This window comes from Dietzia sp. NPDC055340, from assembly GCF_053645335.1.
Genome location: NZ_JBSHML010000013.1, coordinates 92,711 through 112,876 on the forward strand (window position 1 = coordinate 92,711; position 20,166 = coordinate 112,876).

21 protein-coding genes are annotated in these 20,166 nt (G+C 67.1%); 9 read left to right on the forward strand and 12 right to left on the reverse strand.

What is annotated here, in order from left to right; translation table 11 throughout:
* Positions 1–49: 49 nt before the first annotated feature.
* The 10 genes from ACWIFB_RS11350 to ACWIFB_RS11395 form a co-directional block, all read right to left on the reverse strand.
* Complete coding sequence (locus ACWIFB_RS11350) at positions 50–1,372, reverse strand: Ig-like domain-containing protein (RefSeq protein ID WP_454058297.1); 1,323 nt, start codon at positions 1,370–1,372, stop codon at positions 50–52.
* A gap of 490 nt (positions 1,373–1,862) precedes the next feature.
* Complete coding sequence (locus ACWIFB_RS11355) at positions 1,863–2,984, reverse strand: hypothetical protein (RefSeq protein ID WP_454058298.1); 1,122 nt, start codon at positions 2,982–2,984, stop codon at positions 1,863–1,865.
* Positions 2,977–3,582, reverse strand: coding sequence for a signal peptidase I (locus ACWIFB_RS11360; RefSeq protein ID WP_454058299.1), 606 nt, complete (start codon positions 3,580–3,582; stop codon positions 2,977–2,979). The genes ACWIFB_RS11355 and ACWIFB_RS11360 overlap by 8 nt, the downstream gene beginning before the upstream one ends.
* On the reverse strand, positions 3,579–4,253 hold the full coding sequence (locus tag ACWIFB_RS11365; RefSeq protein ID WP_454058300.1) for a SipW-dependent-type signal peptide-containing protein: 675 nt from the start codon (positions 4,251–4,253) through the stop codon (positions 3,579–3,581). The genes ACWIFB_RS11360 and ACWIFB_RS11365 overlap by 4 nt, the downstream gene beginning before the upstream one ends.
* On the reverse strand, positions 4,180–4,800 hold the full coding sequence (locus tag ACWIFB_RS11370) for a signal peptidase I (protein ID WP_454058301.1): 621 nt from the start codon (positions 4,798–4,800) through the stop codon (positions 4,180–4,182). Before ACWIFB_RS11370 ends, ACWIFB_RS11365 begins: the two co-directional genes overlap by 74 nt.
* On the reverse strand, positions 4,797–5,333 hold the full coding sequence (locus ACWIFB_RS11375; RefSeq protein WP_454058302.1) for a hypothetical protein: 537 nt from the start codon (positions 5,331–5,333) through the stop codon (positions 4,797–4,799). Before ACWIFB_RS11375 ends, ACWIFB_RS11370 begins: the two co-directional genes overlap by 4 nt.
* Positions 5,334–5,350: 17 nt before the next feature.
* On the reverse strand, positions 5,351–5,872 hold the full coding sequence (locus ACWIFB_RS11380) for an alternate-type signal peptide domain-containing protein (RefSeq protein WP_454058303.1): 522 nt from the start codon (positions 5,870–5,872) through the stop codon (positions 5,351–5,353).
* Positions 5,873–6,053: 181 nt separating this feature from the next.
* Positions 6,054–6,782, reverse strand: a complete 729-nt coding sequence (locus tag ACWIFB_RS11385; protein ID WP_454058304.1) for a hypothetical protein — start codon at positions 6,780–6,782, stop codon at positions 6,054–6,056.
* A 359-nt stretch (positions 6,783–7,141) separates the two neighbouring features.
* A complete protein-coding gene (locus ACWIFB_RS11390) occupies positions 7,142–7,852 on the reverse strand; it encodes a hypothetical protein (protein WP_454058305.1) in 711 nt (236 codons plus the stop codon).
* Positions 7,853–8,031: 179 nt separating this feature from the next.
* Complete coding sequence (locus ACWIFB_RS11395) at positions 8,032–9,675, reverse strand: AMP-binding protein (RefSeq protein WP_454058306.1); 1,644 nt, start codon at positions 9,673–9,675, stop codon at positions 8,032–8,034.
* 17 nt (positions 9,676–9,692) lie between these two features.
* Here ACWIFB_RS11395 and ACWIFB_RS11400 point away from each other — a divergent pair, with 17 nt between their 5' ends.
* The 3 genes from ACWIFB_RS11400 to ACWIFB_RS11410 are packed head-to-tail and all read left to right on the forward strand — an operon-like array spanning position 9,693 to position 11,503.
* A complete protein-coding gene (locus ACWIFB_RS11400; protein ID WP_454058307.1) occupies positions 9,693–9,941 on the forward strand; it encodes a hypothetical protein in 249 nt (82 codons plus the stop codon).
* A gap of 42 nt (positions 9,942–9,983) precedes the next feature.
* Complete coding sequence (locus tag ACWIFB_RS11405) at positions 9,984–10,628, forward strand: hypothetical protein (protein WP_454058308.1); 645 nt, start codon at positions 9,984–9,986, stop codon at positions 10,626–10,628.
* Between the two features lie 32 nt (positions 10,629–10,660).
* A complete protein-coding gene (locus ACWIFB_RS11410; RefSeq protein WP_454058309.1) occupies positions 10,661–11,503 on the forward strand; it encodes a DUF1707 SHOCT-like domain-containing protein in 843 nt (280 codons plus the stop codon).
* A 357-nt stretch (positions 11,504–11,860) separates the two neighbouring features.
* On the opposite strand, the gene ACWIFB_RS11415 is transcribed toward ACWIFB_RS11410, so the two are convergent.
* Positions 11,861–12,895, reverse strand: coding sequence for an LLM class F420-dependent oxidoreductase (locus ACWIFB_RS11415; protein WP_454058310.1), 1,035 nt, complete (start codon positions 12,893–12,895; stop codon positions 11,861–11,863).
* Positions 12,896–12,985: 90 nt separating this feature from the next.
* Between ACWIFB_RS11415 and ACWIFB_RS11420 the strand changes: the two genes are divergently transcribed.
* From ACWIFB_RS11420 to ACWIFB_RS11445, 6 genes are all read left to right on the forward strand, one after another.
* Complete coding sequence (locus ACWIFB_RS11420) at positions 12,986–14,029, forward strand: OB-fold domain-containing protein (RefSeq protein WP_454058311.1); 1,044 nt, start codon at positions 12,986–12,988, stop codon at positions 14,027–14,029.
* A 10-nt stretch (positions 14,030–14,039) separates the two neighbouring features.
* Complete coding sequence (locus ACWIFB_RS11425) at positions 14,040–15,104, forward strand: thiolase domain-containing protein (protein WP_454058312.1); 1,065 nt, start codon at positions 14,040–14,042, stop codon at positions 15,102–15,104.
* Complete coding sequence (locus ACWIFB_RS11430) at positions 15,101–16,285, forward strand: thiolase domain-containing protein (RefSeq protein WP_452099566.1); 1,185 nt, start codon at positions 15,101–15,103, stop codon at positions 16,283–16,285. Before ACWIFB_RS11425 ends, ACWIFB_RS11430 begins: the two co-directional genes overlap by 4 nt.
* Positions 16,282–16,800, forward strand: a complete 519-nt coding sequence (locus tag ACWIFB_RS11435; protein ID WP_454058313.1) for a nuclear transport factor 2 family protein — start codon at positions 16,282–16,284, stop codon at positions 16,798–16,800. The genes ACWIFB_RS11430 and ACWIFB_RS11435 overlap by 4 nt, the downstream gene beginning before the upstream one ends.
* Before the next feature lies 1 nt (position 16,801).
* On the forward strand, positions 16,802–17,707 hold the full coding sequence (locus ACWIFB_RS11440; RefSeq protein WP_454058314.1) for a TIGR03619 family F420-dependent LLM class oxidoreductase: 906 nt from the start codon (positions 16,802–16,804) through the stop codon (positions 17,705–17,707).
* Positions 17,708–17,955: 248 nt separating this feature from the next.
* Positions 17,956–18,903, forward strand: coding sequence for a hypothetical protein (locus ACWIFB_RS11445; protein ID WP_454058315.1), 948 nt, complete (start codon positions 17,956–17,958; stop codon positions 18,901–18,903).
* A 143-nt stretch (positions 18,904–19,046) separates the two neighbouring features.
* Here the strand turns inward: ACWIFB_RS11445 and ACWIFB_RS11450 are convergent, their stop codons facing one another.
* Complete coding sequence (locus ACWIFB_RS11450; protein WP_454058316.1) at positions 19,047–20,081, reverse strand: alpha/beta hydrolase; 1,035 nt, start codon at positions 20,079–20,081, stop codon at positions 19,047–19,049.
* Positions 20,082–20,166: the final 85 nt, after the last annotated feature.

Below are 20,166 nucleotides of genomic sequence, written 5' to 3' on the forward strand. Positions count from 1 at the left end.
AGTGGTGCCCCGCCGCCTTCGGACGACGGGGCACCGAGTCATTGGCTGGTCAGCTGCCGAGCGAGCTGAGCGAGCTGGCGCCGCCCCCAGCCCCGACACCGAGGCTGTCGGTCAGCGAGCCGAGGCTGCCTGTTCCTGCACCCGGATCAGTCGGGTCGGTCGGGTCAGGATCGACTGGGTCGACGACCTTAGGGGTGATAGTCGCCTGGGTCCTGGCCTCTGTAGCGTGGAAATTACCCGACGGGACGAACTCTGCTCGGATTGTCCGTACACCTTCCGCCTCCGGGGTCCACTGGATCGTCGCCACGCCGTTCGTCACGATCGCCGTACCAATGACAGCGTCACCGTCTGTGAAGGTGACGCTGCCGGTGGCATTGGTGGGGCTGACTGTCGCTGTCAGGGAGACGTTTCCTCCAACAGTAGTGCTGGCGACCGGATCGAGAGTCATGCTGGTCGCTTGGGCACCCGGGTCGGCTGCCTCGACAGTGAACGCCGGCGCAGCCCCTGCTGACGGGTTGACACCCGGCCTACCGGAGAACTTGACGTCAATCGTCGTGAGAATCGCAGCGTCTGGAATCCAATTGATCGTCGCGGTGCCGTCAGCTCGGACCGCCCTCTCTCCGATCGTCTCGCCGTTCGCCAGGAACTCGACCGTTCCACCCGCGCCTGCGGGAGTCACAGATGCCGTGAGCTGCGATGTCTGCCCCACCTTTGGTGTGCCTGCGACGTCAACGTCAACGGCCGAGTCCTCATTGACCGGCGACACGGTAACCATGCGCTCTGCTGACGACCCGCCGTGCGTCGCAGTCTGCGCAAAAGTCGCCCGAATGGTGGTGACCCCTTCCGCGGTCGGCGCCCACTGAAGCGATGCCTTTCCTGCGGAGACGGCGCCCGATCCGATGGGCTGCCCGTTAGCGGTGAAAGCGACTTCCGAGCTGTCCGGGACGTTGTTCGCATCGACATTGAACGTAATCTGCTGGTTCACCTGCGGGTTAACCGGCTGGTGAAACAGGAGCGAAGTCCCGAGACGCTGCACCGAGATTTGCGGCCCCATGGTTCTGTTACCCAGTTCATCGTTCCCTCCAGGCGCCCGCTTGATCCAAGTCCCGCCCGCGTTGAGGCCCGTGTTCGGCTGGGTAGCGTCACACTTCACCGTGTACTCCGCAGTCATCCAGAACGGCCTTGCCGTTACACCGCCCCCATTGGCGAACTGCACATACTCGCTCGTCCTGGAGAACTCGCCTGCCGCCGTTGCTTCAGACGCGACATCCCCGCCAGTCGCCTGCCACCGTGCCGAATCCGGCACGTACTCCAAACACGTTGGAGTGAAATCACGCACCCGGTAGAGGAGATATCCACCGGATTCGCGCATAACCTCGGTCCTCACGGTGACAACTTGTCCGTACGTCGGCGTGGCCTCGCTCACGGTGCGTGTGATCTTAAACGGCGACCCAACACCGCCCACCTGATAGGTCGCCGGCGGTGTCGGCGCCGCTGACGCGACCCCTGCGCCGCCCACAATGAGCGCTGCGCCCGCAATCGCGGTCGCTGCGGCTACCCCCCGGCGAATTACTTCGTTCCTCATGAACCTCTCCTGGTCTTCATGAACCCCCGAACGCGGATCGGCGCTGATCGCCGAAGACACACTGCGCACGGTGTGACACAACTAACAATAACGAAACTCTGATGAGAAACAAATTCTCATATGGACGTTGTTGTTTCCCGCCCGGCAGACGGAACGACGGTATGTCCTGCGTGAACGTGCATCCTCGCCCGGCTCACCCAATTGGTCGCTAGTCAGGCGCACATCGGAATTGAGCCGCGCCTACGCTGGCTAAGCAAGCGCGGCTCGACCTACGGCACTAGACCTCGGACAACTCGCACGACTCCAGATCTACGGCCCGGGCCTCGACCGAATCAGCCACTTCGAGGACGCCATCACGCAACTCAAGTGTCGAGCCCCTGCGGACCGTAACCGAACACTGGGGTGCTCCTGTGCCGGAAACGACCAGCTTGGCGCCATCGACGATCTCGGCCTGCCCGCCACCCGGTAGACGCACTGACTTATTCGGCGACTGCGTCGTGGTCGTAGCCGGAGAATCAGATGACGGCGGGCGGCTCGATGTCGGTGCCGGTGTGGACTTTGCGGTGGTTGACGACCGCGTGGACGCCAACGGGCTGGGCGCCGCGGTCACGGAGGAGCGCGGGGCAACGGCCGGCCGAGCGGTAGCGGGAGTCGACGACGGTGAGGCTGCCTCAGTCGCCTCGTCAGCCGACGTCCGAGTTTCGCCGACCTCCCTCTCCCCCGCTTCTGCGTTCACTTCAGCGGGGTCTTCTTCAACCCGATCGAGCTCGGCAGCTGGCGCCGATCGCGGAGCCGCCATCACAGTTTGGCGCCCAGCCGACGCGGGTGCATCCGTCGATGGGTCCCACACGGTGGTGTCCTCCCAGTCCGAGTTAGGTGCGTCGTACCGGGGATCACCGGAACATCTAGTCAGGACGCTGGAAGAGGTGTAGGTCGTATGACTCACGTAGCCGGATGACCGTACTCGCAAAGGATCGTCTGACCCGCTTGTAATGTTGACGGTGTAGATTCTCACGCGATCCGACGCGGTGCCGCCGCTCGAACGATACCGATACGACGTTTCGGTGGTGTAGAAATCTTCGCGTACCTTGCTTTCATCGTTGTCACGCAGGATGAGCACCCGGTACTTCATCCCTGGGCCAGCCGTCGACCATGTGATCATCGCTCCTGTGTTCCCGCTCCAGTCATAGTCTCTTTCGCAATTGATCGTTGCTGGGAGCGGCGTCGGGAAGAAGTTACCCGTCGCGATCTGGGAGCCATCAGTGGAGACGACTTCATTTGGATTGGCGAGGGTAGACACGGACTGTCCCAGCGTCACTGCCATCGCGGCGACGCCGGCAACCGCCACGGCGGTACGCCACGACTTCATGCGAGTCCTGATCGGCATGTGATCACGCATGGTGCCCCTCCTGAGCTTCGGAACTGACGTTGTCGTCGTCGTCATAATCTGGTCGTCGGGCGCGGCGCGGCGCAGGACCATACCCGGCCGCCAGAACCACCACCGCGCCGACGAGCGCACCCCCGAGGAAGATCGCGACCGGGCTGGTCAGCCAGCTCACCGCGTACCCGAGCCCTGGGGCATGGAAGAACACCCGATCCGCCTGGCCGAACACGTACGGCGACACATCCGCGACCGGGTTGGCGTCACCTTGCAGCGTGGCCACGACGCCGTGATCTGCCGGCGCCGGGGCGAGGTCGACCACGCGGTGAGTGATGCGGACACCCTGCTGGTTGTCCACACTCACCACATCACCGACGGAGATCTCCGACGCCGGCACTGACCTGGCCAGCGCGAGTGACCCTGTCGGGATCTCCGGGGACATCGAACCCGACCGGAAAACCAGTGGGGTCACCCCGAGCAGCATCGAGGCCGCTGCGATCCCGATGCAGACGAGCCCGACGACCGCACCCACATTGAGGATCAGTTCGCGAACTCGGTGACGTCGGTCCGTACGAGACGTTTCAGTGGGGATGGTCGACTGTTCGATCACGGTCATGACACTCCCTCCGCCACGAAGTGGAATGTCGGATCGACGATCTTGAAGCGGGCGTCAATCCCGGCATCAGATCCGACCGTCACCTGCACACAGACTTCCTCGGAAGCTCCACTCGTGAGAAACTTCTCGGTCGCGAGCGTCGGTGACGGGGACATCGCCACCGTCGACCCGATCTGCGAACCCTCGCAGGTGGATCCGTTGTTGCCCGGCCCCTCATACAGGCCAACCTGAAGTACTTTGACCAGCTCCTGCGCGCCGGTTGCCTGGGCGGACATCGACCAGTTGAAATCGGCCGTGCCCGTGTTCTGGACATCGAGGACTCCAGCCACACTCTGGCCACGGAGCATGCTGCTGCGATTCATAGCGACGAACTGGCTGGCCGGAGCATCGCCGTTGATCTTGAGGTCCACCACCTCGACTTCCCCGGCGCTGAAAGTGCCACTCGTTGCCGTGGCCGAATCGGACCAGGCCGCCATGGTGCCCACGGCACCGGCGCCCAGAACGATCCCGAGCGTCAACCCGGCGCGGGTATACGCCCACGCGCGTCCCTCGCCGAACTTCTGCAGCCCGGACCGCGTCTCGGCGCTGCTCCGCCTGTCAGAGAGATTCATCGTTGTTCTCCGATCCCGCATCGGCCGCATCACTGCGATGGCGCCGTGCGTCAGCGACACTCGACCCGAACATCCACAGCGCGTAAGCGCCCAGCCCACCGATGGCGACGACGAGAAGTAGCTGACGACTGTCGCCCGTCAACGCGCTATTGGCATAGCCGAGGTAGGGCATCGAGTACCAGTACTTGCCCCGGATCTGCCCGGGAACCAGTAAGTCTCTGTCGGCGACATTGTTGGCATCGCCCTGGGTCTGGAACCGCGGAGTTCCCTCCGAGTCGTAGACCACCTGCGTGATGCGGTGGGTATTTACCGCCGGGTTATCCGACTCGATCTGGAAGGTGATCACGTCACCCGCGCGAAGTTGAGTGGCGGGGACGGGCTTGACCACGATCAGCGTTCCCGGCGACAACGCGGGTTCCATCGATCCCGTCAGCACTGTGTACGGCGTGGCGCCGGCGAGCCGGGGCACCACCACGAGTGCGGCCAGCACCGCCACCGCCACCAGCAGAAGCAGACAGGACGTGACCGTGCGGATCCACCACCACACGCCGGTCCGTTCCGACTCGGCCTCTGCCACCGCCGCCGGGCGGTCCACGACCGAAGTCATGATTGGGTCGCCTGGAACGTGAAGGTGGCCGAGCCTTCGTCGTCGGAGGTCGAGTCGTCGACCATCTCGACTCGGAAGCACAAGATCTCCCACGCGCCGACTGCGAGGCCGCGGTCCGCGGTGAACGCAGACTTCAGCTCACCCGCGTACAGCTCTTTGCCTGCGGTATCCCCCGATTCCAGGCAGTCGGTCTCGGAGGACACCGCGGCAACCCGCAGATTCAACGGCAGGTCCGCGCCGAGCTCAGTAGAGACGAGCCGGTACTGCATGGGGACACTGCCGGTGTTGTACACGTGCAGCGGGCGCTGCACAAAGTCGCCACTCATCATGTCGTCCATCTCCAGACCCGTGAACGAGTACGCCTCCACCTGGGATTCGGACGTGCCGACAGCAATGTCAAGTCGGCCGGAGCTGATGGTCGCCCCGGGCGTCTCCGCGGAATCGCTCCACATCGCGCCGGTCTGCTGCACGGACAAGATGGATACCCCCGCGACAGCAGCCGCCGCGAGCGCCCAACGTAGATGAGTGGCCATCAGTCGATCAGCTCAGATCAGTTGCTCGCCGGAGCGGTCTGCTCAAGCGTGATCGTCGAACCGGCGAGCGTGGCGGACTGATCCATTCCGTCCTCGCCTGAGGTCTCCGGATCGAAAGTGATGGACACTGTCACCGAGACAGTCTTGGCATTATCGGCGCGAGTGATGTTGTCGAGCGTGATGCCGTCTGTGTTCGAGGTGGCATCTACGTTCAGGTAGTCGTTGAGACCTCCGGTCACACCGCCAAGGTTTGGGGCAAGTTTGGCCACAAGATTATCGCCGGCCACGTCGAGCCGATACTCGGCCGTGTACTGGACGACGTCGCCCGGAACGATGAGATCGCTTGAGGGATTGAAGTCATCTCCGTCAGCCCACTCCCACGTGCCGCCATCGACTTCGGTGATCCGCAGGTGACCCGATTTCACGACACCGCCATCGAGCGTTGCCTCATCACTCCACGCCGCATACGTTCCGGCACCGCCGGCCAACAGCAGCGCGGCCGCGCCGAGGGCGATAGCCCCCTTGGTGTTCTTCTTCATGATTCCCCCTCAAGGTGATCGGTACCGTGCGGCGAATCCGCCCGGACCAGCGGTGCGATGTCGCCGGCCACGGGCCATCTCATCGCTCGTACAGGGCAGACTCAGGTCTGCCGACGGTCAACAGCTGGCGCTGATGACCGAGTTCAAGAGCCCCGGGGAATCCGGGGCAGGATGTGGGCGTCTACCCGAAGCCCAGAGAGGGGCTGCCGAGCGAGCCGAAACCACCGCTCGAACCCGACGAGCCACTCGAACCCGAGGACCCCGACGACCCACTCCCCCCGGAGAAGCCGATTGAGCCGGAGTCGAGAGAACCGCCACTTCCGGACGAGCCCGACGAGCCGGCGGAGCCGGAACCGCCGCCGGATCCTGGGCGCTCCTGCAGGGTGATCCCCCAGTCCGGCGTGATGCGAGCCGATTGCTCAACCTCGCTGAAGGGCACGCCCACGTTGAGAGTCAGCAGCACGGACTCACCAGCAGGCAACGAGAACTCACCCATCAGAACGCCAGGCCCGAGAGCCTGCGCCACCGGCAGAATTCGCGCCGCTCCTTGCACCCCGTTGACGTCGACCCGGAACCACGCGCTTCCGCGATCGATGGACCAGTTGCCGAGATAGACCTCGCCGTCGACAGCCGTATCGCCGGTGACCCGAAGATGGAATGTGGTCGCATTCGGATCGCCGCCGGGAACGGGAACCGTGGTGGTGTCCCAGGGGATCGACTCCACGCCGCCCCACGCGACCCCGTCAGCGGAGTACTGCTGGCGCTCCCGGTCGACGGGCACCGACTCACTGGGTGCGGCGGTGGCCATGCAGCCGGCCGCGAAGTATGACACCACTGCGGCCGAGGCGACGAGCAGGGGGCCGCGACGGCTCTTCGCGCGAGGAGTGCACTGCGGCAACAAGGCGGGCATGCGGAGTAACCTAACTCACACGTAGGCATACGTCCAGACTTACATCACCTTTTCTTCATGCTGCCCTGGCATGGGAGGAGACCTCTCACGGCACAGATAACCGCAAGTCAAGTTACGAAACACACCCTTGGCAAGACTTCGCCCTCAAGGTAAATCTGAGACTTTGCTTGTCCTTTGCCCCACTGTCGGTGAGCCGTAGCTTATATCGCCGAGCTGAGCCACTTGGCCATCCTGCCGTTCGGACGCCCGCCCTCGCGAAGGACCCCACGGTTACAGCGGCCGCGAGAACTGAAGCGCGCGGGCCCGCCGTTCACCGAAGTGAATGGCGGGCCCGCAACGTGAACCGCGAGATTCAGGACTTAGCTGAGTCCGATGAGCTTCCCGAGGTTGATCTGGTTGATGATGTCGGCAATGAAGCTCGCGGGGTCAGACGAAATCTGCGAACCCGCCGAGCCGCCGTCAGCAGAGCCTGTTGCGGAACCGAGGCCAGCACTGTCCAGTGAGCCGGTCACGGCCTCGACAGGATTCTTCTCTCGGATTTTCACGCAGACGTCGATCGGATCCCACGTCTGCCAGCCCCAAATATCGGGGTACATGGCTGCGCCACTGTTGAGAACGGTCCCGGGCTTCAAGTCGTCCGACGCCTTATACGTAACCTCAAGCGTCGGCTTGTTCCCGATAATCCACTTTCCGGACTGGGTGACAGTTCTGGCACTCGCATCAACCACCGGATCCACCGGCTTACCGTTGACCTTTGCACTTACAAAGGTGAGGCCTTCCGGATAGATGTCCCGCATCGCGCTCAAAACCGGCGGCACCCCTTGAGCCTTCGCAACCTCGACCTTGTACGTGACCGTGCCGCCCGGCTGAACCTCGGCCTTGTTCGCAGTCTTTGTCAGACTGATGCCTACAATTCCTGCCGCTCCGAGCTCAGTCTTAGTGTTCGAAACACCGCATGTTGCGGCAGTGTCCGCATTTGCGACTCCCGTACCCGCCGCAATACCCATTCCCGCAGCGAGCAGGGCGGCGGTGGCGCCGGTGGCGGCAACACGCTTCAAAGTAGCTTTCAAGGAGGTCTCCTACTTGTAGGGGTTCGCCACTTGCGTTCGTATCGACGCATCGCAGCGAAACTGCACATTCACCATTCGCGGCTGAATGTGATTTACAGCACTCTAAAATTATACTCATGCCGCAGCTTAGGTGCAACAGGTTCCAGCCCGGCCAGAAGCACGCTGAGTCCGCTGATGATCTATTTCGCGTCCGCCCAGTACGGATCCTTCAGCGTGCGCTTGACCAGCTTGCCGTTGGCCTGCCTTGGCAGCTCGTCCACCACGTCGATTGTGCGCGGCATCTTGAACTTGGCCAGCCGACCGGCCAGGTCGTCGAGGATCTGCGCCTTGAGCTCGTCGGACTCGTCAAAGCCCTCGGCCAACTCGATCACGGCCTTGACCTCCTCACCCCAGTCCTTGTGCGGGATCCCGAACACGGCCGCGTCGCGCACCGCCTCATGACGCGTCATCTCCGACTCGATCTCGGCGGGGTAGATGTTCACGCCACCGGAGATGATCATGTCGTTCTTGCGGTCGCACAGAAACAGGTAGCCGTCGGCGTCGACGTACCCGATGTCGCCCATGGTGAACAGCTCGCCGACATACGTCTTGGCGGTCTTCTCGGCATCCTGGTGGTACTCGAACTTGGAGCCGTGCATCTGCAGGTAGACGTTCCCGATCTCGTCGGTGCCCAGCTCGTTGCCGTCGTCGTCGAGGATCTTCAAGGTCGTGGTCCTCCACGGCTTCCCCACGCTGCCGGGCTTGCGCAGCCACTCCTCACCGGTGATCGTGCAGCCGCCGCCCTCGGTGCCGGCGTAGTACTCGGTGAGCACCGGACCCCACCAGTCGAGCATCGCCTGCTTGACGTGCTTGGGGCACGGCGCGGCGCCGTGGACGATCGTGCGCAGACTCGATACGTCGTACTTCGCGCGCACGTCCTCGGGCAGCTCGAGCAGCCGCGAGAACTGGGTGGGCACCATGTGCGACTGGGTCACCCCGTGCGCGTCGATGAGCCGCAGCATCTCCTCGGGCGTCCACTTGTCCATGAGCACCACGGCCTGGCCCAGGTTGAGCGAAATGGTGACGAAGTTCAGCACGGCCGTGTGGTACAGCGGCGAGCCGCAGATGTGGACATTGTCCGGCGCGTGGATGTCGAAGCCGGCGAAGAAGTAGTAGTTGGGGACCGTCACCTGGTCGGGGCTCGCGCCGGTCAGCGGCCGGCGCACGCCCTTGGGGCGGCCGGTGGTACCCGAGGTGTAGAGCATCGGGGCGCCGAGGGTGCGGTCCGAGGGAAGCGACGACGACGAGGCCTCCCCCGCCCCACCGTCACCCGCGGCCGGAGCGGCCAGCTCGGCGAGCGGTCGGAATCCGGGCACGTCGCCGATCGCGTAGCAGCGGGCCTTGTCGAGCCCGGCCTCGGCCGCGGCGACTCCTGCGACGTCGGCGAACCGCTGGTCCGCGATGAACACCGTCGAGCCGGAGTTGTCGATGATGTACGCGACCTCGGGGCCGGTCAGGTGCCAGTTGGCGGGCGCCACGTAGAGGCCGATCTCCAGCGCGGCGTAGTAGACCTCGAGGAACTCGAGCGAGTTGGGCGCCAGCAGCACGATGCAGTCACCGGTCTTCAGGCCCAGGTCCTGCAAGCCGCGGGCGTAGCCGTGGGCGGCCTCGGCGAGCTGGCCGAAGGTCACCTGGCGGCCGGGCTGGTCGGCGGAGCCGCCCTCGATCACCGCGACCCGGTCGGGCTCGGCCTCGGCGATGCGGTAGACGCTGGTCACGTGCTCGCCGGTCCGCGGGTCCAGGATTCCGGCGTCGGCGGGGACTGTTGGCGTGGGTGCACTCATGCGCCCCACGATAGAACGTGTTCTATCTCAGTGGCGGTCTTTCTCCCCGACGAATCGGTTCGACCCTCTACGGCTCATCAGCAGGCGCGTGCTCCCTCCGACTCGCCGCGTCCGAGCTGACCGACCCCGAGATCGATCACGTGGGGATCGGTACCGGCGACACTGGCGAGCAGGAGTACGTGGTGTCGTTGACCGCGGACGACGGCGATGGTTCCGTCATCTTCTCGCCCGACCTCCAGGTGCTGGCGACCTCCGTATACCGCTGAGACCGGCCCGATTGAGCCACGCCGCCGCCTAGTCTTGAGTCTATGACCTGTGCCCCGAGCGCCCGCCGCCGTGCCGCAGCCGGTGCCGCACTGATCACCGCCCTGCTCGCGGCCCTGACGCTCACGGCGTGCAGTGCAGACGACCCCGGGGACAGCACGGACACGACCGCCGCCGCGACCGCCACCGACACAGCTGCCACCACGACTACCACTACTGCCGACGCCACCATCGACGGCGAGCCCGCCGACGCCGCGGCCCTCGCGATCAGTGACCAACTCGCCGCGTCGCTCATGTCGGCGGCCGACGAGTTCGGCGACGTGGAGGTCGATCTGCTCCTGGTCTACGCCGATCACGTGAGCCTGTTCTACGTGGATCCGGCCGATCCGGGCACCAGGCACCGCACGGAATTGCGTGATTCGACCTGGTCCGCCCCCACCCGCGGCCCCAGACTGGGAACCGCACCGCCCCTGCCACTGGACGCGATCGACCCGGTGGTGGTCCGCTCCGCGATCGAGGCCACTCCGACGCTGCTGGGCACCGACGAGGCGCGGCTGAGTCACGTGTCCATCTATCCGGACGACAGCGGCCGGGCCGAGTACCTGGTCGCGTTGGCCACCGGCGGCTCGCTCGGCAACGTGACCTTCGGCCCCGACGGCCAGGAACGAGAGGTCGAGGCTCCCAGGTGATCTGACCCGGTCCGGCGGCTACGCTCTCGCTCATGGCGAAGCACCGTAACCGCGCATCCGACGCCCAGCGCGCCGCCGTCCAGCAGGCCATCGACGAGGCCTTCGCGGCGGGCCGGCTCGACCATTTCGAGCACTTCGAGCGCATCCGGACCGCCATCAAGGCCAAGTACATCGACGAGCTACGCCCGCTCGTGGCCGACCTGCGCGGCGGTGACGACGACCTGGGATTAGACGGCGATGACGACGACAACGCCCCCACCGGCTCCGCGTACACCGGTTGGGATGCCCGTCGCCGTGAAGACCTCAGCCACGCGAAGCGGGGATGGACGATCGGGATCGCGGTCGCGGTGGCGGTGCTCGCGATCGCCGGCGGGGCGATCGCCGCCTCCGTGACGGACGGTTCGTCGAACGCCGGCACAGACGAGGTCGGCCCGGGCCTCCTGCACACCGAGAACGGGGTCACCCGCCTGCTCGCCGAGACCGAATCCGAGTTCCCCGCCCAAGAAATCGACTCGATCCTGATCTACGGCGAGTACGCCACCCTCTCGCAGCAGGACCCGGCCGATCCACACAAGCGGATCACGCATGAATTCCGTGGCGGATGGGAGGAGCGGCGGTTCGATCCGATCCAGGCCGACGCAGATCTCACCGTGAGCTCGATCGACGCCGCCGACGTGATGGCCGCGATTACCGCCGCCACCGGTGTTCTCGAACTCGACCCCGACAAGACCGTCATCAGCCATGTCCAGGTCTCGGCTGACGCGCTCGGGGACCCCGAATTCCGGGTCTCGGCCTCCGAGGGCAAGTACGGCGACCTCGGCACCGCCACCTTCGGCCCGGCAGGCCAGGTCCGCGAAGTCACCCTCCCCGACTGACGGACTCGCGCACACTTGATCCGAGACCTCGGGTCGGAGTCCACCGCTCTAATGACCGTGCCCTCCCCGCGCGGCCTCCCCGTTCGCCCTCCCCCGCGCGGTTGCAAGACATGGCCGCGCGATTGCCCGACATCTAATGCGTTTTTCGGGCCACTTTTCGTTCCCCGGTCTTGCAACCGGGGAGCGATGTCTTGCGACCGGTCGTCGGGCGCGAGTCCCGGGCGGCAGGGCCGAGGGCCGGGCGCGCATGTCAGTCAGGCCGGCGGCGGGGCCGGGCGCGCATGTCAGTCAGGCCGGCGGCGGGGCCGGGAGAGCGGGCACCCCAGCGTCGAGCGGGCGCGACGGGCGCCGCTGTGCTCAGTCGATCAGCCGCGCGATCCGCTCGATCTCCTCGACCGACCGCGCGGTCACCACCAGCATCGTGATGCCGGCGGCCTCCCACTCGGCGATCTGCTCGCGCACCTGCGCCTCGTCGCCGATGATCGCCGTGGCCTCCACCATCTCGTCCGGCACGGCGGCCGCGGCCTCGTCCTTGCGGCCGGCGCGGAACAGCTCGGTGATGCGGTCCACGTCCTCGGCGAAGCCCATCCGCCGGAACGCCTCGGCGTGGAAGTTCTTCTCCTCCGCGCCCATGCCGCCGGCATACAGCGCGGTGAACGGCTTGTAGGCGTCGATCACGCCGCGGCGGTCATCGGTGATGTGCAGCTGGCACAGGAACGCCACCTCGAAGTCCTCGCGGGTGCGCCGGGCGCCGGGTCGGGAGAAGCCCTCGTCCAGCCACGTGTTGAACTCGGACGCCGTACGCGGGGAGGCGAGGAAGCCCAGCCAGCCGTCGGCGATCTCGGCCGCCAGGGCCACGTTCTTGGGCCCCTCGGCGCCGAGCCAGATGGGCACGTCCTCGCGCAGCGGATGCAGGATCGACTTGAGCGGTTTACCGAAGCCGGAGGCGTCCGCGCCCTGGTACGGCAGCGCGTAGGCGGGCCCCTCGGAGGTGACCGGGGCCTCGCGCCGCAGCACCGTGCGGATGATGTCGATGTATTCGCGGGTCCGGGCGAGCGGCTTGGCGAACGCCTGCCCGTACCAGCCCTCCACCACCTGCGGCCCCGAGACGCCCAGCCCCAGGCAGAAGCGCCCGCCGGACAGGTGGTCGATCGTCATGGTGCTCATCGCGGTGGCCGTGGGCGTGCGGGCGGAGAGCTGCACGACGGCGGTCGACAACCGGATGTTCTCGGTGAGTGAGCCGTACCAGGCCAGCGGGGTGAACGCGTCGGAACCCCAGGCCTCGGCGGTGAAGACGGTGTCGAATCCCGCCTTGTCCGCGGCCACCACGAGGTCGGCGTGATTGGTGGGCGGCTGCGCGCCCCAGTATCCGAGCTGCAAGGCGAATTTCATGGACACAGTGTGACCCACGCCGCCGGATCCGCGTGATGCCCACCACGGAAAGTCTCCCGAAATCGAGTGGAACGTGTTCTACTTGCGAGCGTGACGTCCAGAGAAATCGTTGTTGATATCACCGCGCCGGACGAGCCCGTGCTGTCCGCCTCGCTCACGCCGTCCTTCGACTACACCAGGTCGACCGGGCCCGTGCTGGGAGCGTTCTTCACCGGCCTCCGCGACCGCCGGATCGTGGGAAACCGCGACTCCCGGGGCACCGTGCACGTCCCGCCGGTCGAGTTCGACCCGCTCACGCGCGAGCCGCTCACCGAGACCGTGGAGGTCGGCTCGGGCGACGGCGTCGGTGGCGTCGTCGTCGCATGGACCTGGGTTCCCTCCCCCACCGACGTCAACCCGCTCGACACCCCGTTCGCCTGGGCGCTCGTGCGGTTCGACGGCGCGGACACCGCCATGCTCCTGCCACTGGCCGCCGACGGCCCCGAGGCCGTCAGCACCGGGATGCGCGTGCGCGTGCGGTGGTCGGCCGAGCGACGTGGCGACGTCCACGACATCGCGTGCGTGGTCCCCGAGGGGTACGACGACGACACCGCCGCCACCGACGCCCCGCCCACTGACCGCGAGCCCGCCGCCGCCGAGTCCGCTGCCGCCGAGCCCGTCACGGGGGTCGTCACGCCCATCGGCCTGGCGGTGACCCACACGGCCGCGCCCGCAGAGAGCGAGTTCCTGCGCGCCATCGTGCAGGGCCGGATGCTGGGGCGCCGCCGCTCCAACGGCCCCGAGGTCTACGTCCCGCCGCGCGATTACTGCCCGTCCGACGGCGTGGCCATGGGCGAATACGTGGAGGTCGCCGACGTCGGCACCGTCACCACGTTCGGCATCGTCAACGTGCCGTTCGCGGGGCAGGAGATCAAGCCCCCGTACGTCACGGCCTACATCCTGCTCGACGGCTCCGATGTGCCCGTCCAGCACCTCGTCCTGGGCTGCGAGGCCTCCGAGGTGCGGATCGGGATGCGCGTGCGCGCCGTGTGGGCGCCGGAGTCCGAGCGGCCCGCGTCCATGAAGGCCATCACGCACTTCGAGCCGAGCGGTGAGCCCGACTCCGATCCCGCCACCGTCGCCACACACCTGTAGAGGACACCTCGTGACCCACACTGCTCCCCGGGACGTGGCCGTCATCGGTTTCGCCCACGCCCGCCATTCCGAGTCCACGTTCGGCACCACCAACGGTGTCGAGATGCTCGCCCCGGTCTTCGCCGAGTGCTACCGGCAGACCGGCCTCGACCGCACCGACATCGAGTTCTGGTGCTCGGGCTCGTCCGACTACCTGGCCGGCCGCGCCTTCTCCTTCATCTCCGCCGTCGACTCGATCGGGGCCGTGCCGCCGATCTCCGAGTCGCACGTCGAGATGGACGCCGCCTGGGCGCTGTTCGAGGCGTACCTCAAGATCGCCGCCGGCCACGCCGACACCGCGCTGGTCTACGGCTTCGGCAAGGCCTCGGCCAGCACCGACCTCGACACCGCGCTCGCCCTGCAGCTCGACCCGTACACCGTGACCCCGCTGTGGCCGGGCCGCCACCACGTGGCCGCGCTGCAGGCCCGGTCCGGCATCGACGCAGGGCGCTGGTCGGAGGCCGAGATGGCCGCCGTCGCCGCCCGCGCGCACGGCCGGGACGCCGCCGAGCTGCTGGCCGAGCCGTATGTCGCCGACCCGCTTCGCCGTCACGACTGCCCGCCGGTCACCGACGGCGCCGGCGCGATCATCCTGGCTTCGGGCGATCGCGCCCGTGAACTGGTCGCCGACCCCGCCTACATCTCGGGGATCGAGCACATCGCCGACTCCGCCGAGTTCGGGGCGCGCGATCTCACGGACTCGCCCTCGGCCCGTGCTGCCGCGGTTCGTGCGACGGGCTCGTCGTCGTCGGACCGTCCCGACCTGGGCGGCGTCGGCGTCGCCGAGCTGCACACCCAGTACACGCACCAGGAACTCCTCCTGCGCGCGGCGCTGGGCCTGGCCGACGACGTCGCGGTGACCCCGTCGGGCGGCTCGCTGGTCGCCGACCCACTGTTCTCCGCGGGGCTCGAGCGCATCGGCTACGCCGCCGAGGCCATCTGGTCCGGCCGCACCGAGCGCGCCCTGGCCCACGCGACCAGCGGCCATCTGCTGCAGCAGAACCTCATCTGCCTCCTGGAAGGACGCACCGCATGAGCGCCCACAGCTCCGGCCTGCCCGCCGCCGTGCTCGGCACCGGTCAGACCCACCACGTCTCCCGCCGCACCGACGTCTCCATGGCCGGCCTCTGCCGCGAGGCCATCGACGCCGCCATGATCGACGCCGGGGTGGGCTGGGACGACATCGACGCGGTGATCGTCGGCAAGGCCCCCGACCTGTTCGAGGGCGTCATGATGCCCGAACTGATGATGGCCGACGCCCTGGGCGCCGTGGGCAAGCCGCTGCTGCGCGTGCACACCGCCGGCTCAGTCGGTGGATCCACCGCGATCGTGGCCGCCTCCCACGTCCAGTCGGGGCGGTACCGCCGCGTGCTGGCCGTGGCGTGGGAGAAGCAGTCCGAGTCCAACGCCATGTGGGCCCTGTCGCTGCCCGTGCCGTTCACCGCACCGGTCGGCGCCGGCGCCGGCGGCTACTTCGCCCCGCACGTGCGCTCCTACATCCGCGGCACCGGCGCCCCCGAGCACGTGGGCGCCATGGTGGCGGTCAAGGACCGGCTCAACGGCTCCATCAACCCGTACGCGCACCTCAAGCAGCCCGACATCACCGTGGACAAGGTGCTCGAGGGCCAGATGCTGTGGGACCCGATCCGCTTCGACGAGACCTGCCCGTCCTCCGACGGCGCGTGCGCGATCGTGATCGGCGACGCCGACGCCGCCGAGGCCGTGGAGTCCGAGGGCCGCCAGGTCGCGTGGATCCACGCCACCGCCCTGCGCACCGAGCCGGGCACCTTCGCCGGGCGCGACTACGCCAACCCACAGGCCAGCCGCGACGCCGCGGCCGCACTGTGGGCCGAGGCCGGGATCACCAACCCGGCCGAGGAGATCGACGCCGCCGAGATCTACGTCCCGTTCTCCTGGTTCGAGCCCATGTGGCTGGAGAGCCTCGGCTTCGCGGAGCCGGGCGAGGGCTGGCGCATGACCGAGTCCGGCGCCACCGCGCGCGACGGCTCGCTGCCGGTCAACCCGTCCGGCGGCGTCCTGTGCTCCAACCCGATCGGCGCCTCGGGCATGCTGCGGTTCGCCGAGGCGGCCCGCCAGGTGATGAACCGTGCCGACGAGCACCAGATCCCCGACGCCCGAAAGGCCCTCGGTCATGCCTACGGCGGGGGTTCGCAGTACTTCTCGATGTGGGTCGTGGGAACGGAGCGTAAGTCATGAGCAACCCCTACCTGGACGAGAGCGGCCAGTACCGGCCACTCGAGTTGAGCGAGGCCGCGCTGGCGAGTCCCGCTTACGCCGCCGCCCGCCGGTCGTGGGCGGCGACCAACGCCGGTGACCGCGACGCCTGGATCGCCGGCTGGTCGCCCGAGGGCTGCATCGAGGACCCCGTGGGCCCGTCGATGTTCGACGCCGAGGGAATCGGCCACCGCGGTACCGAGCGACTCCTGGAGTTCTGGGAGAAGGCCGTGGCCACCCCGGACCACATCGAGTTCCGCTTCGACCGCGGGATCGCCGTCGGCGACGAACTACTGTGCATCGGCACCATGCGCACCCATATGGGCGAGAACATCATGGAGATCGACATCGCCGTGGACTACCGCGTCGACGCCGACGGCCGCCTGGTCTCCCTCCGCGCCTTCTGGGAGCAGGATGTCGCCATGTCCTCGGGCCTGCGTCCGCTGACCGACGATGACAGGGCGGCCATCGCCGGCGCCCTCCGGAAGGACAGCTGACATGGCACGCGTGGTGGACGTCGAGTTCTCCGTCCCCGTCTCCTTCTCCCCCGTCGACCAGTACATCTCGATCGCCCGCGGCGCCGAGTCCGCCGGTTTCGACCGCGTGGTGCTGCCGGATTCCCTGTTCCATCCGCGTCGACAGGACAAGGACTACCCGTACACGCCGGACGGATCGCGGATGTGGGACGAGACCACGCAGTGGGTCGAGCCGCTTGTCGCTTCCGCCGCCATGGGTGGGGCCACCTCGACCATCCGGTTCTCGCCGCAGGTGCTCAAGGTCGGGCCGCGTAACCCGCTGCTCCTGACCCGCCAGGTCGCCTCGGTCGCGTTGCTCACCGGCAACCGGCTCGATCTGGGCGTGGGCATCGGCTGGGATCCCAACGAGTTCGAGTGGTGCGGCGCCCCGTTCTCCGGCCGCGGCAAGCGCACTGACGAGTCGCTGGCCATCATGCGCGAGGCGTTGAAGGGCGAGTGGATGGAGTTCCACGGCGACCACTTCGACTTCGACGAGCTCATCTTCACCCCGGCCCCCTCCGAGCAGGTGCCGTTCTACGTGGGCGGCCACACCGAGATCGCCCTCAAGCGGGCGGCGCGGATCGGCCAGGGCTGGACCAGCGCCATGATGAAGTTCGACGAGATCGCGGCCACCGTCACGCGCCTGGGCGAGTTGCTTGAGGAGAACGGCCGCTCGCTCGCCGACCGCGGCGACGGCAAGCCCTTCGCCATCCAGGTGGTCTGCCTGGACAAGTTCGGCACGCGCGGCTTCACCGAGCTGGCCGAGGCCGGGGTCACGGACATCATCGTGATGCCCTGGATGGTCGAGGGACACGGCTTCGACTGCTCGACCGAGCAGAAGCTCGAGTCCATCGCCAACTTCGGCGCGAAGTACGGCCTGACCGACTGACAGTTCCCCGGTTGCAAGACATCACCCCGCAGTTGCATGACATCTGGTGCGATTTCTGAGCTGTTTTTCGCACCGCTGGTCTTGCAGCTGCGGGGTGATGTCTTGCAACCGCGGGGTTGTTGTGGGCGGTACCGGCTTGGGAGCGTGAGATAAGGCGACCCGCAGCTCCTGTGGATCGTCGTCGACTCCATCCACAGGAGTCGCTTTCTGTCTGTTGCGAAACGTCGTCGCCATTCACGATTGCCTTCATGGCACGCACTCGCTGGGTCAGCGACACCCGCCCACCCGTCCCGGTCCCCACATCATTGGCGGATGCGGTGTCGACCGGCAAACCGTTCGCCGGCGCCGATGCTCTGGCCGCCGGACTCGTCACCCGCTACGCACTCCGTGTCAGATACCACGCAATCTTCCCCGGTGTCTACGTCGCTAAGGGCGAGCCGCTGACCAGCTGGGACACCATCCGGGCACTCGGCATCTGGGCTCCGTCGGACGCGATCATCGGAGGCTGGGCTGCCGCCTATCTCCACGGCGAGGCGTCGTACTCCGGAGAAAGGGTCCGTGGCGGAATCGATGTGTTCACCGCAGCAGAGCCGCGGCCTCCGCGCGGGATCCGGAAACGCTCACTTCGCCGCCCGGTGCCTGACGAGGACATCTGCCAGATCGGAGGGCTACGCGTCACCACCCCTGCTCGCACAGCCGTGGATACGGCCCGATGGATCCGCGGGGACGACCTGCGTATCTGCGTGATCGATTCGCTCTGCTTCACCACCGGCACTTCGCTCGACGCCGTCGCCGCGGCCGCGGGACGCATGCATGGCCTGCATGGTGCATCGACGATCGGGCGACTCTTGGACGCATGTGACGCCGGTGCGCAGTCCCCACAGGAGACATTACTGAGACTCCGCATCGAACGCTCGCCGCTCCCCCGGCCGACTTCTCAACTCGAGATCTTTGAGCCCACCGGTGAGCGGATCACGATCGCCGACCTCGCCTACGGTTCTGCCAAGGTCGCGATCTTCTACGACGGCAGGCACCACGGTGACCCGGATCAATGGCGGCGGGACTTACGTATCACCGCGAGGCTGACCGATCTCGGGTGGCAGGTCGTGCGGATCGTCAAGGACATGACGTCTGACGAGGCGATGCGCCACATCACGAACGCGTACACCCGCGCGCAGAACCGCCCGCGCGCCTGACACCGCCAATCCCTGCAGCGGTTGCAAGACATCCCCCATCACCTGCACGACAATCGGCGCGAAAGGCCGGGTCTGAACCGCAACGAGCGTCGTGCAACCGCGCGCCCGTGTCTTGCAGCCGCGGCGAGGGGCGGCCTCGACGATCACGCCGAGATGGTCACTGCGATGTCGTCGAGGCAGGCCAGGATCTCGCGGTGGGTGTCCTCGGTGGCCTCGAGATGCATGAGGTGCCCGGCCCGCGGCACGCTGCGGACCTGGCGGACGTCGTCGTGATAGCGGTCGAGCTTCTTGAGCGGCTCGCGGCCGTGGAAGCCCTCGAGGTCGGGATCATGCTCCGAGTAGACGAAGTAGTACGGCACGGGGTTGGTCTGACGCTCGAACTCCTTGCGGGCGTACCAGGACACGTCCATCGCGCGGTACCACTGCAGCGGACCGGCGAACCCGGTGCGGACGTACTCGGTCTCGTAGCGGTCCAACTCCTCCGCGGTGAGCCAGCGCCACGGCAGCTCCGGCGCCTCGGGCAGCGCATCGAGGTAGGTCGTGCCCGACGGGTGCTGCCACACATCGAGATAGTGGTAGTCGGCGGACAGGGCCCAGAACACGCGGGCGAGGAAGTCGCGCTCGTGGCCCTCGAGATCGGCCTCGGCGACGCCCGGCTGCGCGAAGTAGTGCAGATGCAGGAAGTGCTTCTCGGCGATCATCGCCGAGCCCTCCAGAGGGGAGACCGACCCGGCGGTGCCCATGAAGGGGTTCTCCATCCCGATCACCGCACGGACCCGCTCCGGCTCCAGGTGACAGGCGTCGTAGACCACGCCCGCGCCGAAGTCGAAGCCCACCAACACGACCTTCTCCGACTTCGGGAGTGCATCGTCAAGTACCGCGATCAGGTCGTCGACCACCTCGCGCGGCGCGTAGTCCTCGACATTCGTGGGCGCGTCGGAGCCGCCCATCCCCCTCAGGTCCGGCGCGATGACCCGCCACCCGGCGTCCACGAGGACGGGGATCATGCGGTGCCACGTGAACCAGAAGTGAGGGAAGCCGTGAACAAGCGCGACGGTGCCCGGGCGCTGGTCTGCGGACGCGCTCGGTTCGGCGACCACGTAGTGGATGCCCACGCCGTCGCGGTCGATGTGGCGGTGCTCGAGGAAGGACGGGTCGTCGATTCGGGGGTCGATCATGATGTCACCCTGCCTGGTTCTGTGGGGGATTCGGCGCGATTGTCGTAGGAGACGCCGACGGCCCCGGCGCTCCGCCCCGGTGGGC